General features: G+C 55.0%; 16 protein-coding genes. 6 read left to right on the top strand and 10 right to left on the bottom strand.

Annotated elements, in window-relative coordinates:
* Positions 1 to 15 precede the first annotated feature (15 nt).
* The 7 genes from yidC to BW958_RS12850 all read right to left on the bottom strand — a co-directional run bounded on the left by yidC (position 16) and on the right by BW958_RS12850 (position 4,784).
* A complete protein-coding gene (yidC, locus tag BW958_RS12880) occupies positions 16 to 1,650 on the bottom strand; it encodes a membrane protein insertase YidC (RefSeq protein WP_076576160.1) in 1,635 nt (544 codons plus the stop codon).
* 5 nt (positions 1,651 to 1,655) lie between these two features.
* Positions 1,656 to 1,904, bottom strand: a complete 249-nt coding sequence (gene yidD / locus BW958_RS12875; RefSeq protein ID WP_076576159.1) for a membrane protein insertion efficiency factor YidD — start codon at positions 1,902 to 1,904, stop codon at positions 1,656 to 1,658.
* On the bottom strand, positions 1,871 to 2,227 hold the full coding sequence (rnpA, locus tag BW958_RS12870) for a ribonuclease P protein component (RefSeq protein WP_076576158.1): 357 nt from the start codon (positions 2,225 to 2,227) through the stop codon (positions 1,871 to 1,873). Before rnpA ends, yidD begins: the two co-directional genes overlap by 34 nt.
* Positions 2,227 to 2,361, bottom strand: a complete 135-nt coding sequence (rpmH, locus tag BW958_RS12865) for a 50S ribosomal protein L34 (RefSeq protein WP_005351555.1) — start codon at positions 2,359 to 2,361, stop codon at positions 2,227 to 2,229. Before rpmH ends, rnpA begins: the two co-directional genes overlap by 1 nt.
* 250 nt (positions 2,362 to 2,611) lie before the next feature.
* Complete coding sequence (locus BW958_RS12860; protein ID WP_076576157.1) at positions 2,612 to 3,346, bottom strand: amino acid ABC transporter ATP-binding protein; 735 nt, start codon at positions 3,344 to 3,346, stop codon at positions 2,612 to 2,614.
* Positions 3,347 to 3,356: 10 nt separating this feature from the next.
* Positions 3,357 to 4,025, bottom strand: a complete 669-nt coding sequence (locus BW958_RS12855) for an amino acid ABC transporter permease (protein WP_143233084.1) — start codon at positions 4,023 to 4,025, stop codon at positions 3,357 to 3,359.
* A 3-nt stretch (positions 4,026 to 4,028) separates the two neighbouring features.
* On the bottom strand, positions 4,029 to 4,784 hold the full coding sequence (locus BW958_RS12850) for an amino acid ABC transporter substrate-binding protein (protein ID WP_076576156.1): 756 nt from the start codon (positions 4,782 to 4,784) through the stop codon (positions 4,029 to 4,031).
* A gap of 295 nt (positions 4,785 to 5,079) precedes the next feature.
* On the opposite strand from BW958_RS12850, the gene dnaA reads away from it, so the two are divergent.
* The 4 genes from dnaA to gyrB are packed head-to-tail and all read left to right on the top strand — an operon-like array spanning position 5,080 to position 11,077.
* Positions 5,080 to 6,447: a chromosomal replication initiator protein DnaA gene (gene dnaA, locus BW958_RS12845; protein WP_076576155.1), complete on the top strand. Its 1,368-nt coding sequence runs from the start codon at positions 5,080 to 5,082 to the stop codon at positions 6,445 to 6,447.
* A 15-nt stretch (positions 6,448 to 6,462) separates the two neighbouring features.
* Complete coding sequence (gene dnaN, locus BW958_RS12840) at positions 6,463 to 7,566, top strand: DNA polymerase III subunit beta (protein WP_076576154.1); 1,104 nt, start codon at positions 6,463 to 6,465, stop codon at positions 7,564 to 7,566.
* Between the two features lie 2 nt (positions 7,567 to 7,568).
* A complete protein-coding gene (gene recF, locus BW958_RS12835) occupies positions 7,569 to 8,669 on the top strand; it encodes a DNA replication/repair protein RecF (protein WP_076576153.1) in 1,101 nt (366 codons plus the stop codon).
* Entirely contained in the window at positions 8,666 to 11,077 is a 2,412-nt protein-coding gene (gene gyrB / locus BW958_RS12830; protein WP_076576152.1) for a DNA topoisomerase (ATP-hydrolyzing) subunit B, read from the top strand. The genes recF and gyrB overlap by 4 nt, the downstream gene beginning before the upstream one ends.
* A 111-nt stretch (positions 11,078 to 11,188) precedes the next feature.
* Here the strand turns inward: gyrB and BW958_RS12825 are convergent, their stop codons facing one another.
* Both BW958_RS12825 and BW958_RS12820 read right to left on the bottom strand, forming a co-directional pair.
* Positions 11,189 to 12,157, bottom strand: a complete 969-nt coding sequence (locus BW958_RS12825) for a GlxA family transcriptional regulator (RefSeq protein ID WP_076576151.1) — start codon at positions 12,155 to 12,157, stop codon at positions 11,189 to 11,191.
* A 65-nt stretch (positions 12,158 to 12,222) separates the two neighbouring features.
* Positions 12,223 to 12,993 carry an MBL fold metallo-hydrolase gene (locus tag BW958_RS12820; RefSeq protein WP_076576150.1) on the bottom strand — a complete coding sequence of 257 codons (771 nt, stop codon included), beginning with the start codon at positions 12,991 to 12,993 and terminating at the stop codon, positions 12,223 to 12,225.
* Positions 12,994 to 13,234: 241 nt separating this feature from the next.
* On the opposite strand from BW958_RS12820, the gene BW958_RS12815 reads away from it, so the two are divergent.
* On the top strand, positions 13,235 to 13,648 hold the full coding sequence (locus BW958_RS12815; protein ID WP_076576149.1) for an Hsp20 family protein: 414 nt from the start codon (positions 13,235 to 13,237) through the stop codon (positions 13,646 to 13,648).
* Positions 13,649 to 13,728: 80 nt separating this feature from the next.
* Entirely contained in the window at positions 13,729 to 14,172 is a 444-nt protein-coding gene (locus BW958_RS12810; RefSeq protein WP_076576148.1) for an Hsp20 family protein, read from the top strand.
* 48 nt (positions 14,173 to 14,220) lie between these two features.
* Here the strand turns inward: BW958_RS12810 and BW958_RS12805 are convergent, their stop codons facing one another.
* Complete coding sequence (locus BW958_RS12805; RefSeq protein ID WP_076576147.1) at positions 14,221 to 15,483, bottom strand: valine--pyruvate transaminase; 1,263 nt, start codon at positions 15,481 to 15,483, stop codon at positions 14,221 to 14,223.
* Positions 15,484 to 16,001: the final 518 nt, after the last annotated feature.

Below are 16,001 nucleotides of genomic sequence, written 5' to 3'. Positions count from 1 at the left end.
ATCAGAGAAACCGGCTTACTTGCGAGTATGCAGGCCCTTTTTCTCCAGCTGACGATAGATGATGGTCTGCTGGGTAATGGAGACAACGTTGCTCACCAACCAGTAGAGAGTCAGACCAGCCGGGAACCAGAGGAACATGAAGGTGAAGATGATCGGCATAAAGTTCATCACCTTTTGTTGCATCGGGTCAGTAATGGTGGTCGGGCTCATTCTCTGCAGGAACCACATGGAGGCACCCATCAGCAGCGGCAGCACGAAGAAGGGGTCCTTGACCGACAGGTCGTGGATCCACAGGGCAAACGGTGCGTGACGCAGCTCAACAGATTCCATCAGCGCCCAGTAGAGAGCGATGAAGATCGGCATCTGAATCAGGATGGGCAGGCAGCCGCCGAGCGGGTTGACCTTCTCCTTCTTGTAGAGCTCCATCATGCCTTGAGACATCTTCTGGCGGTCGTCGCCGAAGCGCTCACGCAGGGCGGCCAGTTTGGGCTGCAGCATGCGCATCTTGGCCATGGAGGTGTACTGGGCCTTGGTCAGCGGGAACATGATGCCGCGCACCAGCAGGGTCAGCATGATGATAGCCAGACCCCAGTTCAGCACCAGACCGTGGAACATGGTCAGCAGCCAGTGCAGCGGTTGGGCGATGAACCACAGCCAGCCGTAGTCGACGGTCAGGTCGAGGTGGTTAGCCACCTTGGCCATCTGGTCTTGCAGCTTCGGACCGATCCACAGCTTGCCACTCACTTCAGCCTGGCTACCCGCAGCGATCTCGGTGACCGGAGCCTTGTAACCAATGATGGCTTGTTGGCTGCCATCCACAACACGGCTGTAGAAGGCGTTGCTTTGGTCAGCCTGGGGCGCCCAAGCTGTCACGAAGTAGTGTTGCAGCATGGCAACCCAACCACCCTGGGTAGTCTTATCCAGGTTGGTTTCCTTCATTTCGTCGAAGGTGTACTTCTTGTAACGGGTGTCAGACGCCGAGAAAGCACCACCGCGGTAGGCACTGGCCACCATGGCATGGCTCTTCTGACCATCCGGAGTGGCAATGGTCTGCTTCAGCTGACCGTAGAACTGCACTTGCAGCGGCTCGGTGCCCTTGTTGTCGACCTTGTAGCCGACGCCAACAGCATAGTCACCACGCTTGAGCACAAATTCCTTGGTAAAGGTTACGCCCTTGTCGTTGGTCCAGGACATCGGCACCGTGATGCTGTCCTGACCATCAGCCAAGGTGTAGCTGGTTTGGTCAACGTTATAGGTCGGACGGCCTTCCGGACGGGTATCCGGACCATCACGACCAATCAGACCGCTTTGAGCTACATAGAGATGAGGACCGGTTTCCAGCAGGACGAAGGGCTGATCCTTGCCTTGTTCCAGCGCGTGGGCCAGCAGTTCGGCCTTGACGATGTCACCGCCCTGGGTGTCCAGGGTCAGGCGCAGCACGTCAGTCGATACAGTCACCAGTTTACGGGCTGCGTCGGATTGTTCGGCAAGCTGCGGTACGTCAGCGGACTGACCTGCGGGGACGAAATGCTCGGTTTGAGCAGCCGCTACGGGAGCCGGCTTCGGGGCTTTGTCAGCCTGCCACTGTTGCCAGAGCAAGAAGCTCACGAACAGCAAACCGATCAGGAGTAGATTGCGTTGAGATTCCATAGTTGTCAGTTTCTTCGCTTGGGTTGCGGAACCGGGTCATAACCACCCTCGGATAAAGGGTGGCATTTTAATAGACGTTTACTGCCTAACCAAACGCCAATTATCAAACCGTGAAGTCGGATGGCTTCTATTGCATATTGCGAACAAGTCGGTGTAAAGCGACAACGGGGTCCCAACAGGGGGCTGATCGCCAGTTGATACAGGCGTATCAGCTTGATGGCTACCCATTGCAACGGCGTGACAGAGTTCGCCATAGCTTTTCCAGTAACTTGAACAGTTCCTCGTTGTCCATCTCACGGACACCGCCCTTGGCAATCACGACAATGTCGATAGCCGGCAGTTGATGTTGCTTGAGACGGAAACTTTCACGCACAACCCGTTTGAGGCGATTACGCCAGACAGCACGCTTGAGGGCTTTCTTGGGCACGGCAAGACCGAGTCTGGGATGGGTGAGCGAATTGGGTACAGCGAGGAGGGTTAATTGCGGAGAAGCGGCCCGGACAGGCTCTGCGAAAACACGCTTGAAATGTTCGGGAGTTAACAGACGTAACTCCCGGGGAAAGGTGTGCGTTGGCATTAAACTACCAGGCGAGCACGACCCTTGGCACGACGAGCGGCCAGAACCTTGCGACCGTTGGCGGTGGCCATACGGGCACGGAAACCATGAGTGCGCTTGCGCTTCAGGTTGGAGGGTTGGAAAGTACGTTTCATGTTTTTTTACCGTCTAACTGTACAGTGTTGATTGTCACACTTAGCCGACGCGCCAGCTAAGAGCGTGTGACGACTAGCAAAAGAGGCCGAATTCTAAACAGAGTTCGGCTTTTAGTCAATCTGCCGAGTCATCCCTGATCCCGAAAGGGGGATGATCCGACGGATCGTGGGCAAAGAATTATACTGCCTGCTTGCCCAGGTACAAGGATCCTGTGCGAAAAAAGGCGGCTTTCGCCGCCAAACACAGAGTCTATCGCAATACTTTGCGCAAAAAGGTGCGGGTGCGCGGATCCTTCGGGTCAACCAGGATCTCGCTCGGTGGCCCCTGTTCCACGATGCGGCCGCCTTCCATGAAGATCACCCGATCTGCCACTTCGCGGGCAAATTCGATCTCGTGGGTCACCACCAGCATGGTTTGGTGCCGTTGCGCCAGCTGTTTCATCAGACCGAGCACTTCGTCCACCCACTCCGGATCGAGCGCCGAGGTCGGTTCGTCAAACAGGATGACCTTGGAGTGAGCCGCCATGGCTCTCCCGATCCCCACCCGCTGCTGCTGTCCGCCAGAGAGGGAGGACGGGTAGGCATCCTGTTTCTCTTCCAGGCCGATATCGCGCAGGATGCCCAGCGCCGTGGCACGCGCCTCGGCCTTGGGTTGTTTCCATACGGTGACCAGCCCCTCAGCGATGTTGTCGAGTGCCGTCTTGTTGGCAAACAAGGCATAGTTCTGGAACACAAACGAGGCTCGCTTGCGCAGTTCGATGGCTTGCCGCTCGCTGGTTGCTGCCAGGTTTAACTCCAGACCGTCGATCGTCAGCTGGCCCGCGTCGGGGGTATCCAGCAGATTGAGGCAGCGCAACAGAGTGGATTTCCCGGTACCGGAAGGACCGATGATCACCACAATTTCGCCCTGTTTTACCTCAAGATCGATGCCATCTAGCACCATTTTGCCGTCATAGGCCTTGCGCAGGCCGCTCAGTTTTATCATCACGACCTCCTTAATAGGCGCGGCTCAGGCGCAGTTCCAGCAGATGCTGGAGCCGGGTAAAGATAATCACCACCACCCAGTAGATCAGCGCCACCGCCATAAAGCTCTCGAAGAAGCGGAACGAGGAGGAGGCCTCCATCTGGGCTTTGCCCATCAGCTCCGCCACGCCAAAGGTAAAGGCGAGCGAGGTGCTTTTGATCATGTCGATGAAGTAGTTCATCAGGGAGGGTGAGGCAATCCGTGCCGCTTGCGGCAGGATGATGCGCTGCATCGCTTGCAGTCGGCTCATGCCGATACTGAGGGCCGCTTCCATCTGGCTTTTATGAATCCCCAGAATCGCGGCGCGGATCGACTCGGCCATGTAGGCTGCAAAGTGTAAGGTGAGGCCCACCACGGCAGCCGAGAAAGCATCAAGCCCGACAAAAATCGGGAATATCTGCGGCAGACCGTAATAGAGCAGAAACAGCTGGACCAGCAGCGGTGTCCCTCGGAAGAAGGAGATATAGAGCATGGCCAGCCAGTGGATCACGGGAATGCGAAACACCCGTACTATCGCCAGGATCAGCGACAGTACGAGTGCGAACGCGAATCCCCACAGGGCCATCTCCATCGTGGTGCCCAAGTATTTGAGCAGGATGGGAAACAGCCCCAAGGTGTAGTCGACGTCAAACTCCATCATGAATTACTTGCTGGTGATGTCGGCGTCGAACCACTTTTCGGAGATCTTGCGCAGGGTGCCATCGCCACGCATGGCGGTCAGGGCGCCATCAACCTTCTTCAGCAGTGCTTCCTTCTCCGGTTTCTTCAGGAAGGGCAGGGCGTTTTCGATGGTTTCGAACGGCTTGCCAGCTTGTTGCAGCGGCAGCTTGGATTCTTTGATGAGCTGGGCAGTGGAGACGCGATCCATCACGAACGCATCGATTCGGCCAAGGGCAACATCCTGCTCGAAGGCAGAGTCATAGGTACGGATGTCGATCTTCTTCTCGGGATCGTTCTTGCGCAGCAGCTCTTCGAAATTGGAGCCGAGGTTGACCGCTACCTTCTTGCCAGCCAGGTCAGAGAGGCTGTGAATGGTGTCGTTACCCTTGCGAACCACGATCTGGGCACCGTCGTAAACGTAAGGCTGGGAGAAGTTGTACTTGGCCTTGCGTTCGTCGGTGATGGTGATTTGGTTGGAAATGGTGTCGATCTTGCCGGTTTCCAGCATGCCAAACAGACCGGAGAAGCTGGCGGTAACGAACTCGACCTTGTCGCCGGTGCGCTTGCCAATCTCGTTCCAGAGATCAATTTCAAAGCCTTGCAGCTTGTCTTGTTTGACGAAGGTAAACGGGAAATATTTGCCGGACATGCCTACCTTGATGGTTTCGGCACTTACGTTGGTGGACAGGGCGGCCAGCAGGATAGCGGCACCGGTCATCAGCTTCATCGACATGGTCATACCTCTCTGTGTTGTCTTTCGTTGTCGTTTTTTGTTTTTAAAACTGATGAGCATATTAATGAAATAAAAAACCGCTAATAAATAACTTATAGCTATTAAAAATAACCATCTGCTGACGCAATGGCATGGCAAGCCAGCCTGTGGGTAACTTTGGGGATGAATCAGGATCCGTCGCAAGAGATCCTTCAAAGTCAAGGATCTTATTTGCCGGATCCGGACTCTGATCACTGGAGATCAGACCCCTTAAAACGTAAAATGGCCGGTCTTTGGTTCAACAGATTGACGGGAGTGTAGAGTGACGGCTTCGCTATGGCAGCAATGCCTCAACCGATTGCAGGATGAGTTGCCTTCGGCTGAATTCAGCATGTGGATCCGGCCGCTACAAGCGGAGTTGAGCGATGATACGCTGACCCTCTATGCCCCCAACCGGTTCGTTTTGGACTGGGTTCGCGACAAGTATCTGATCCGTGTCAACGGTATCATAAAGGACCTTTATGGAAACGAAGGTCCCTCCCTGCGCTTCGATATCGGCAACCGTGCCCACCCCGTGGTAGCACGTGCTCCGGTACGTGAAGCCGCGCCTGTGCATAACCTACAGAAAAGTTGGGATAACAAGCCCGAACCCAAGCCGGAACCGAACCATAAGAGCAATACCAACGTCAATTACACCTTCGACAATTTCGTCGAGGGTAAGTCGAACCAACTGGCGCGCGCAGCTGCTCGCCAGGTGGCCGATAACCCGGGCGGAGCCTATAACCCCCTGTTTCTGTATGGCGGCACTGGTCTGGGTAAAACCCACCTGCTGCACGCCGTTGGCAACGCCATTAAAGAGCGCAAGCAAGATGCCAAGGTCATCTACATGCACTCCGAGCGTTTTGTGCAGGACATGGTGAAGGCGTTGCAGAACAATGCCATCGAAGAGTTCAAGCGCTACTACCGCAGCGTCGATGCACTGCTTATCGATGACATCCAGTTCTTCGCCAACAAGGAGCGCTCCCAGGAGGAGTTCTTCCACACCTTCAATGCTCTGCTTGAAGGTAATCAGCAGATCATTCTCACTTCGGATCGCTATCCCAAAGAGATCGACGGGGTGGAAGATCGTCTCAAATCCCGCTTCGGCTGGGGCCTGACCGTAGCGATCGAGCCGCCCGAGCTGGAAACCCGGGTGGCGATCCTGATGCGCAAGGCGGAAGAGAACAAAATGCATCTGCCCGATGAAGTCGCCTTCTTCATCGCCAAGCGCCTGCGCTCCAACGTGCGGGAGCTGGAAGGGGCGCTCAACCGCGTCATCGCCAATGCCAATTTCACCGGCCGTGCCATCAACATTGATTTCGTGCGCGAAGCGCTGCGCGACCTGCTGGCACTGCAGGAAAAGCTGGTCACCATCGACAATATTCAGAAGACGGTGGCCGAGTATTACAAGATTAAGGTGGCGGATCTGCTCTCCAAGCGCCGTTCCCGTTCGGTCGCCCGTCCGCGTCAGCTGGCGATGGCCCTGGCCAAGGAGCTGACCAACCACAGTTTGCCCGAGATCGGTGATGCCTTCGGTGGGCGTGACCACACTACTGTGTTGCACGCGTGCCGCAAGATCGAGCAACTGCGCGAGGAGAGTCACGATATCAAGGAAGACTACTCCAACCTGATCCGCACCCTTTCGTCCTGATAACGGAGAACACAGATGCAGCTCGAGATTAGCCGCGAAGCCCTGCTACGTCCCCTGCAACTGGTGTCCGGAGCCCTTGGTGGCCGGCCGACCCTGCCCATTCTCGGTAACGTCCTGCTGGATGTAAGTAATGGCTTACTATCTATGACGGGTACGGATTTAGAGGTTGAGATGATCGGTCAGGTGCCCTTGGTGGGTGCCTGTCAGGAGGGGCGCACCACGGTTCCGGCGCGCAAGTTGCTGGATATTTGTCGCGGTCTGCCTGATGGCGCCGACATTCATCTCAATACCGACGGGGATCGCCTGATCCTGCGTTCCGGTCGTTCCCGCTTCAATCTTTCCACTCTGCCCGCCAGCGAATATCCCAATATCGAAGATTGGGAATCGGTGCTGGAGTTCGACATCAGCCAGATTGAGCTTAAGCGTCTGATCGAAGCCACCCAGTTCTCCATGGCCAGCCAGGATGTGCGTTACTACCTCAACGGCATGCTATTCGAGACCGAGGGGTTGGGTCTGCGTACCGTGGCGACCGACGGTCACCGCCTGGCCACCTGCCGCCGAGAAGTGGTGCAAGATGCGCTGCCCGATCATCAGGTTATTCTGCCGCGTAAGGGCGTGCTGGAATTGGTTCGTCTGCTGGAAGCTGAAGACAAACCGGTGCGCCTGCAGATTGGCCGCAGCAATCTGCGCGCCGTGCTCGATGGCTTTATCTATACCTCCAAGCTGGTCGATGGCCGCTTTCCTGACTGGCGCAGAGTTATCCCGCGTGGCAGCGACAAGATGCTGGTTTCAGGTCGTGAAGATCTGCGCCAAGCGTTTGCCCGCGCCGCGATTCTCTCCAATGAGAAGTTCCGTGGTGTACGGTTGAACCTGCAAGAGAACCTGCTGCGCATCACCGCCAACAACCCGGAGCAGGAAGAGGCCGAAGAGTTGCTGGATGTGCAGTATGGCTCCAGTGAGCTTGAGATCGGATTCAACGTCTCTTATGTGCTCGACGTGCTGAATACGCTAAAATGCGAGCAGATTCGGATCAGTCTGAGCGATTCCATCAGCAGCGCCATCATCGAGGACCTGGAAAGCCAGGATGCCCAATACGTGGTCATGCCGATGCGGATCTAGTCGTGACCCTGCACAAGTTACAGGTTAGCCAGTTTCGCAATATCGAGCAGGCGAGCCTGGAGCTGTCGCCCGGGCTCAACGTTCTGGTCGGGCGTAATGGCAGTGGCAAGACCAGCGTGCTGGAAGCCATCCACTATCTGGGATTGGGTCGTTCCTTTCGTACTCATCTCACGGGCCGTGTCATTCGACAGGGTGAGAAGGCTTTTACCCTGTTTGCCAGAATGGAGCACGACGGTCGCTCGATTCCAGTGGGTTTGTCGAAAGACAAGGGCGGTGAGACGCAGCTGAAGATCGATGGCGTACCGGCTAAAGCGTTGGCTGAATTGGCCGAGTTGCTGCCGGTGCAGCTTATCCACCCGGATGGATTTGATCTGCTGACCGGTGGACCGCAACCACGTCGGGCCTGGCTCGACTGGGGATTGTTCCATAACGAGCCTGGTTTTTTAGGGGTGTGGGGCAAGGTGCGGCGGCTGATCAAACAGCGCAATGCACTGCTACGCACGGCAAGTGATTATCGCCAGCTGGCATTCTGGGATCAGGAGTTGTCCCGGCTTGGCGAAGAACTGTCGATCATGCGTGGTCACTATTGTCAGACCATCTCGCCATTGATCCGGGATATGACGGCAGATTTCCTGCCCGAGTTTGATATCAGTCTCGGTTTTTACCGTGGCTGGGAGAAAGATACGCCACTGGATCAGCTGTTGGTGGCTGGATTTGAACGGGATCGGACGCTGGGTTACACCGGTGTCGGGCCCCAGAAGGCAGATGTTCGCCTCAAGGCCAACGGTGTGCCTGCTCAGGATATTCTCTCTCGCGGTCAGCTCAAGTTGCTGGTATGTGCCATGCGGCTGGCCCAGGGACTGTTTCTCAGAGAGCAGAGTGGTCGTGGCTGCATTTTTTTAATTGATGATTTTGCCTCGGAACTGGATGTCGAGAAGCGCCGCCTGCTGGCTGCGCGGCTGAGGGAGTGCGCCTCCCAGGTGTTTGTCACCGCCATCGACATCGAGCAACTGGCGGACATGATGGATGCCAGTGAATGCAGGTTGTTCCACGTGGAACAAGGCAAGATCTCCGAACCCAAGAAGGCAGAGAGCAAGCTATGAGTGAGAACACTTACGACTCCTCGAGTATCAAGGTACTGAAGGGCCTGGATGCGGTCCGCAAGCGCCCGGGGATGTATATCGGCGACACTGATGATGGCTCGGGCCTGCACCACATGGTGTTCGAGGTGGTCGATAACTCTATCGATGAAGCTCTGGCCGGCTATTGCACCGAGATCCTGGTAAAGATTCATTCCGACGGCTCCGTCTCTGTGCGCGACAACGGTCGTGGTATTCCGGTGGACATCCACCCGGAAGAGGGACGCTCTGCTGCTGAAGTCATCATGACTGTGCTGCACGCCGGCGGTAAGTTCGATGACAACTCCTACAAGGTGTCGGGTGGCCTGCACGGTGTGGGTGTGTCAGTAGTGAATGCGCTGTCGGACAAGCTCAAGCTGACCATCCGCCGTCAGGGTCATGTCTATGAGCAATACTATGGTCTGGGTGAACCGCAAGCGCCGCTCAAACAGATCGGTGACAGCAATAGCACCGGTACTGAAGTGCGTTTCTGGCCGAGCCCGACCATCTTCAGTGATACCCTGTTCCACTACGAAATTCTGGCTCGTCGTCTGCGCGAACTCTCGTTCCTCAACTCCGGCGTGGCTATTCGTCTGGAAGATGAGCGTGACGGTCGCGAGATCCTCTTCTGCTACGAAGGTGGCATCAAGGCATTCGTTGAGTACCTGAACCAGAACAAAACTCCGATCCACCAGAAGGTATTCCACTTCAGCACCGATCAAGATGGCATCGGCGTGGAAGTGGCGATGCAGTGGAACGATGGCTATCAGGAAGGGGTGTATTGCTTTACCAACAACATCCCGCAGCGGGATGGCGGTACTCACCTTGCCGGTTTCCGGGCTGCGCTGACTCGCACCCTGAACAGTTATATGGACAAGGAAGATTACAGCAAGAAGGCCAAGACCTCTGCCAGCGGCGATGACGTGCGTGAAGGTCTGGTAGCGGTTATCTCGGTCAAGGTGCCAGATCCCAAGTTCTCTTCCCAGACCAAGGACAAGTTGGTCTCTTCCGAAGTGAAGACTGCTGTTGAGCAGGCCATGGCTGACAAGCTGGCAGACTTCCTGCTGGAAAACCCGGGTGATGCCAAGATCGTGGTCAACAAGATCATCGATGCGGCCCGTGCCCGTGAAGCTGCCCGTAAGGCGCGTGAAATGACTCGCCGCAAGGGTGCGCTCGATATCGCCGGTCTGCCCGGCAAACTGGCCGATTGCCAGGAAAAAGACCCGGCGCTCTCCGAACTCTACATCGTGGAAGGTGACTCTGCGGGCGGTTCTGCCAAGCAGGGTCGTAACCGTAAGAACCAGGCCATTCTGCCGCTCAAGGGTAAGATTCTGAACGTCGAGAAGGCCCGCTTTGACAAGATGCTCTCTTCCCAGGAAGTGGGCACCCTGATCACCGCGCTCGGTTGCGGTATCGGTCGCGACGAATACAACCCGGACAAGATGCGTTACCACAACGTCATCATCATGACCGATGCGGACGTCGATGGTGCTCACATTCGTACCCTGCTGCTGACCTTCTTCTATCGTCAGATGCCGGAAATCATCGAGCGTGGTTACGTCTACATTGCTCAGCCGCCGCTCTACAAGGTCAAGAAGGGTAAGCAAGAGCAGTATCTGAAGGATGAAGATGCGCTGCTGCAGTACCAGACCACCATGGCGCTGGACGAAGCGACTTTGCATGTTAACGAGTCGGCACCGGCGATCGGTGGTGAATCGCTCGAACGTCTGGTTAACCAGTATCGCAGTGTTATTGCGCTGATTGGTCGCATGTCTCGTCGTGCTCCGGAAGCGGTACTGAATCAGCTGATCTACCACCCGGCCTTGACTGATGACCTGCTCGCTGATGAAGTGGCACTCAATGCTTGGTGCGCGGCGGTTAACACCGTTCTCAACGAAGGTACTAACGGTATCCAATACAACCTGGTGGCCCGTCAGGACCCAGAGCGCAGCCTGTTTATTCCGGTTGCTCAAGTGCGTCAGCACGGCATTGAGCGTGAATATCCGCTCAGCCATGACTTCCTGCAGTCGCCGGAGTACAAGCAACTGGTCGCGCTGGGCAAGGAGATCGCCAACCTGATTGAGGAGGGTGGTTTCGTGAAGCGCGGTGACAAGGTCAAGCCGGTCAGCAGCTTCGTGGAAGCGGTCGAGTGGTTGATGAATGAAGGTAAGCGCGGCATCTACATCCAGCGTTACAAAGGACTGGGTGAGATGAACCCGGAACAGTTGTGGGAAACCACCATGGATCCGGAAACCCGTCGCATGCTGCAAGTCACCATCGAAGATGCGGTCGGTGCTGACCAGCTCTTCTCCACCCTGATGGGTGATGCAGTTGAGCCGCGTCGCGAGTTTATTGAAACCAACGCGCTGCGTGTGGCAAACCTCGACGTCTAATCAGGCGAACAGTTACAGCTACGAATTGAAGCCGCTCCTTATGTGAGCGGCTTTTTGTTTTCAGGTCGTCGTGTTCCACGTGAAACATGACTCAGGGAGTGACATCATTTCTTATCGTTGAGTAGGTTTAGTGTTACCGCGAAACGCACGGCGCCACTCGCTAGGCGCAAGATTAAAGCGTGCGCGAAAGTGTTGGCGTAACGAGGTGGCAGAACCAAACCCAGTCAGCTCGGCAATGCGCTCGATACTGTGCTGGCTTGTCTCAAGCAACGCTTGGCTATGGCGTAATCTCTCTATCTGCAGCCACTCGCCAACAGACATGCCGGTTGCCTGTTGAAAACGTCGAGTAAAGGTACGCCGGCTCATCAGAACGCGATCTGCCAGGCTGTCGATGCTATGGCTGTCGCAAAGGTGCAGGCGCAGATAATCGAGCAACTGATTCATCTGTTTATCGCGGGTCGAGGTGGGGATGGGCTGCTCGATAAACTGGGCTTGTCCACCTTCCCTGTGTGGGGCAACGACCAGCCGACGTGCCACCCGGTTGGCGATCTGGCTGCCGTGAAGCTCTCTGACCAGGTGAAGACAGCAATCAATACCCGCTGCGGTACCGGCAGAGGTAAGCAGTTGGCCATCCTCGACATAGAGTGCGTTGGTGTCGAGGTGTACGGCAGGAAAACGCTGTTTGAAGTCCTGCTCACTCTCCCAGTGGGTCGCGGCTCTACGGCCATCAAGTAGTCCGGCATGAGCCAGCAGATAGGTACCAAGACAGAGCCCAACCAGACGCGCACCGCGCTGGTGCGCGGCAATCAGCGCGTCCAACAAGGCTTGGGGCGGTTGCTCAGCGGGAGTGCGCCAGAAAGGCAGCACAATAATGTCAGCTTGCTGCAGCACGTCCAGTCCACAATCGGTGCTAATACTGAACCCTTGCGCCGACGTCAGCGGGGGCTGCTCACCGGCGCAAAGAGTGAGCTGGAACAGGGGCTGCCCGGGGAGTATGTTGCCAAAAATCAGGCAAGGTATCGAAAAGTGAAATGGGCTGAAGTTACGCAGAGCAACCACAGCCACATGTGGCAGCGACATGGTTCAGGTCATCCTGTCAGAAGGTCAACATCATCATATGAGATCTGAGGGCTGGTTGTCCTAACTCAGAACTGCATGACTTCTCCATCGGCAGGAATGAGTACGCGATCCAGCATATTCTGCTCGGCCAGATAGTTACGTAGTTCCAAGCGGGATAACACGGCGTGGTTCACCGCCTCCATATGGCTGGCAATCACAGTAGCCTGCGGGGCAGCCGCATATACCTGTGCGACATCCTCCTTATTCATGATGATGGACCCTAATCCGATCGCCTGTGCATCCCCACTGTTTAATACGATGACATCAGGCTGGAACTGGGCAAGGGCAGCCGCCACATACTCATTCCACACTGTATCGCCAGCAATGTAGAGGGTTGGCTCATCAGGGTGGGATAGCACCAAACCACTGACTTCACCCAGGCGTTCTCCTAAAACGGCCATGACATCGTCGCTGCCATGCTGACCGGCGGTTTTGTGCAGACTGATGCCAGCAAAGTGCGTGCGCTGCAGCAGAGGACGCACATCTTCGAACCCGGCGTTTTGCAAGACTGCGGCATCTCTATCGTGTTGCACAAACAGTGGGAGCGTTTTGGCGATTGCTTGCTCGGCAAATGTGTCCCAATGGTCAGCATGAATATGGGTTACAACAACGGCATCGACATCAACAATCTGTTCTACGGGTAGCGGCAGATCTACCAGAGGATTATTCAGATGGCTGTTAGGGGTGCCAGGAAATCCCGGATGATAACCCTTGGGCGCCAGCATGGGATCGATTAGGAAACGTTGGCCGGCATACTCAACAAGCAATGTGGCGTTACGGATTTGGGTAATGTGCATGGTTATTTCTCCCTGAATGGATGAGGAGAAGTATCCAGATAAAAGCCACTATCTAGCAGTGGCCCAAAGGTCATTTATCATATCGTTTGGGCCATTTTGGTCTGCGTGAGGTTGAACCCTTGAAACGCATCTGAGCGGCCATATATAGCAAATATGACGTTGATGCCCGGTTGGGGTCCGTCGCTACCGCCCGTCCGTTTGGAGGGCAAAAACCTGTTATCGCTCACTAGAGGGTAATTCCATGCGTAATTTTGATTTTTCTCCGCTCTATCGTTCTGCCATTGGTTTTGACCGTCTCGCCAGCCTGATTGAATCAGCCGCGAGCAACGGTAATGGCGGTTATCCCCCCTATAACATCGAGTTGCTCGGCGAGCATGATTACCGGATTACCATGGCGGTGGCCGGCTTTATCCAAGAGGAGCTCGAGATCAGTTTTCAGGAAAACCTGCTGACTGTGAAAGGTAACAAGCAGGCTGAACCCAACCGCAACTATCTGTATCAGGGTATTGCCGAGCGTGGCTTCGAGCGCCGCTTCCAACTGGCTGATTACGTGCGGGTTAAAGGCGCCGACCTCAAGAATGGTTTGCTGCATATCGAATTGGTGCGTGAGTTGCCTGAGGCCATGAAGCCGCGTCGCATCGACATCAACGGCTGAGTCCACTTCTGTTAACGCTATGAATCCACTGGGCGCTACGGGCCCGGTAAACCATCTATTGCTTGAATGAGGATAGAGACATGCGTATCGACTTTTCTTCTTTATATCCCAACGTCGTCGGTTTCGAACGGATGGCCCGTGAATTGGAAGGGCTGTTCGAACAAAAGAGCGTGGGTTGGCCACCCTATAACATTGAGAAGCTGGAACAGGATCGTTACCGCATTACATTAGCTGTCGCTGGCTTTGAGCGTGATGAGCTACTGCTGGAGACAGAGCAGGGTAACCTGAAGATTCAGGGCAAGAAGCACTCGCAAGAGCAGGGGCGGACTTATCTGCATCAGGGGATCACCGAGCGCGACTTTGAGCTCTCATTCAAATTGAGCCAGCATGTGGAAGTTCAAGGCGCTCGACTTGAGCACGGCTTGTTACAAATTGACTTGGCCCGTGAGTTACCCGAGCATCTCAAGCCGCGTCAAATTGGCATCGGGCAAGCAGAGCCACTGGCATTGCCCACAGCGGAATAAACCCATGCCTATAAACAATGAGGCCTGCAGTCGCAGGCCTCTGTCGTTTTAGCTCTGTGGCATGGTGGCGTAGAGCGTATTGATCTCATCAGCCAGAATGGCGATGCCTCGGCGTACCAGTGTTTCACTCTGTGAGTAGTTGAGACGGATGCACTCTTGGCTATGACGCCAGTTGGGATCATCAATGCCCGGGAAGAAATAGTGGCCCGGCACAATCAGCAGATTCTTCTCTTTAAGACGTTGGTAAAGGTCTGCACAGTGAATTGGCAGATCTTCAAACCAGAGCCAAAGGAACAAGGCACCTTCCGGTTTGTGAATGTGAAAGCGCGGGTCGGGAATCGCTTCACGCAGCAGTTTTACCGCCAGCTCAGCCTTCTCTTTATAGAAGGGCTTAATCACCGTTTCACTGAGCTCAATTATCTCGCCACTCTCAATCATTGGGATTGTCATCGCGGGGCCAAGGCTACCAGGTGCCAGACTGATAATACCGCTAAGGTTGGTTATCGCCTGGATGATCGGCTCGGCGGCAATCACGATACCGCAACGAGTGCCAGGTAGACCCAGCTTAGAGAGGCTCATACAAAGAATGGTATTGTCATTCCAGAACGGCTTCACATCGCTAAAAATAATGCCGGGGAAGGGGACGCCATAGGCATTATCGATAAGCAAGGGGATGCCCTTCTCGCGGGCAATCTTATCGAGCTGCTCTATCTCATCATCAGTCAGCACATTACCGGTCGGGTTGGTCGGACGAGAAACACAAATGACGCCGATGTCTTCACCCACCTCCAAACTGTCGAAATCGACATGATATTTGAATTGGCCGTCGGGCAGCTTTTCAATGGTCGGCTTATAGGCAACAAAGTGATCTTCAGACAGTGCGGAATCGGCATAACCAATATATTCCGGCGCCAGAGGAAACAGCACTTTTTTCTTACGGCCATCTTCAAATTCACCGGCCAGCAGATTAAAGAGATAGAAGAAGGCGTTTTGACTGCCATTGGTCAGGGCGATATTGCGCGAGGTTATATTCCAACCCAGTTCACGCTGTAGCAACGCAGCCAGCGCTTTGGTGAAATGATCCTTACCCTGTGGGCCATCATAGTTGGCCATCGCTTTGACTAGCTCACCACTTTCCAGCAAGCGTTGGGCATGTTGCTGGAAGCATTCGAGCATGGCGGGAATCGGCGCCGGATTGCCACCACCTAGCATAATGGTGTTTGGATTGGTCAGGCCCTGGTTAAGATCGTCCATCAGCTGGGTAATTCCGGCGTGCTTAGTAAATTTATCGCCGAAGGTGGAAAACTGCATTGTGCTCTGTCCTGTGTGATCGTTGTCATGATTGTGGTGTGTGAGCTTCAACATATCGCAGGAATCGGGCGGGTGTCGATGAGAAAAGGGTGTGTTCCACGTGAAGCAATCGAGCAAACACTATTGGAAAGCAGAGGAAATTTGAGTCGGTCCAGAATGACTTTGTTGTTCTCTCTGTGGGTAACTCTGTGCAAAAGCTGTGTCATTGTTGGTGGTTTGGCCAAATGCTATCAAACCGGTATTTTTTAGTGGTTTTCTACTTGCCACGCCGGCTCCGATCCTTATAATGCGCCCTCACCAGCACGGCGGATGGCGCCGGATGGTCACGGGAAGACGACAGTCGCTGTCACTTTCCGGGGAAAGAAAAGCCGCTACGGCGCTTGACTTTCCAAGCGAGGAGCGTAAGATGCGCAGCCTCAGCCAACAAGGCAACGTTCTTTAACAAATTGAATCAAGCAATCTGTGTGGGCACTCGCAGGATTGAAGCATCAAAAACAATTTTTGATTTTCAATGTCTG

The sequence above is a fragment of the Aeromonas sp. RU39B genome (genome assembly GCF_900156095.1).
GTDB lineage: Bacteria > Pseudomonadota > Gammaproteobacteria > Enterobacterales > Aeromonadaceae > Aeromonas.
The sequence above is the reverse complement of the archived record's forward strand: the minus strand, read 5'-3'. Positions and strand labels throughout refer to the sequence as shown.

Bases quoted from the DNA above. Each gene is read 5' to 3' on its own strand.
- yidC (WP_076576160.1), bottom strand. From the start codon at position 1,650: ATGGAATCTCAACGCAATCTACTCCTGATCGGTTTGCTGTTCGTGAGC.
- yidD (WP_076576159.1), bottom strand. From the start codon at position 1,904: ATGGCGAACTCTGTCACGCCGTTGCAATGGGTAGCCATCAAGCTGATA.
- rnpA (WP_076576158.1), bottom strand. From the start codon at position 2,227: ATGCCAACGCACACCTTTCCCCGGGAGTTACGTCTGTTAACTCCCGAA.
- rpmH (WP_005351555.1), bottom strand. From the start codon at position 2,361: ATGAAACGTACTTTCCAACCCTCCAACCTGAAGCGCAAGCGCACTCAT.
- BW958_RS12860 (WP_076576157.1), bottom strand. From the start codon at position 3,346: ATGATAAAACTGAGCGGCCTGCGCAAGGCCTATGACGGCAAAATGGTG.
- BW958_RS12855 (WP_143233084.1), bottom strand. From the start codon at position 4,025: ATGATGGAGTTTGACGTCGACTACACCTTGGGGCTGTTTCCCATCCTG.
- BW958_RS12850 (WP_076576156.1), bottom strand. From the start codon at position 4,784: ATGACCATGTCGATGAAGCTGATGACCGGTGCCGCTATCCTGCTGGCC.
- dnaN (WP_076576154.1), top strand. From the start codon at position 6,463: ATGCAGCTCGAGATTAGCCGCGAAGCCCTGCTACGTCCCCTGCAACTG.
- gyrB (WP_076576152.1), top strand. From the start codon at position 8,666: ATGAGTGAGAACACTTACGACTCCTCGAGTATCAAGGTACTGAAGGGC.
- BW958_RS12825 (WP_076576151.1), bottom strand. From the start codon at position 12,157: ATGTCGCTGCCACATGTGGCTGTGGTTGCTCTGCGTAACTTCAGCCCA.
- BW958_RS12820 (WP_076576150.1), bottom strand. From the start codon at position 12,993: ATGCACATTACCCAAATCCGTAACGCCACATTGCTTGTTGAGTATGCC.
- BW958_RS12815 (WP_076576149.1), top strand. From the start codon at position 13,235: ATGCGTAATTTTGATTTTTCTCCGCTCTATCGTTCTGCCATTGGTTTT.
- BW958_RS12810 (WP_076576148.1), top strand. From the start codon at position 13,729: ATGCGTATCGACTTTTCTTCTTTATATCCCAACGTCGTCGGTTTCGAA.
- BW958_RS12805 (WP_076576147.1), bottom strand. From the start codon at position 15,483: ATGCAGTTTTCCACCTTCGGCGATAAATTTACTAAGCACGCCGGAATT.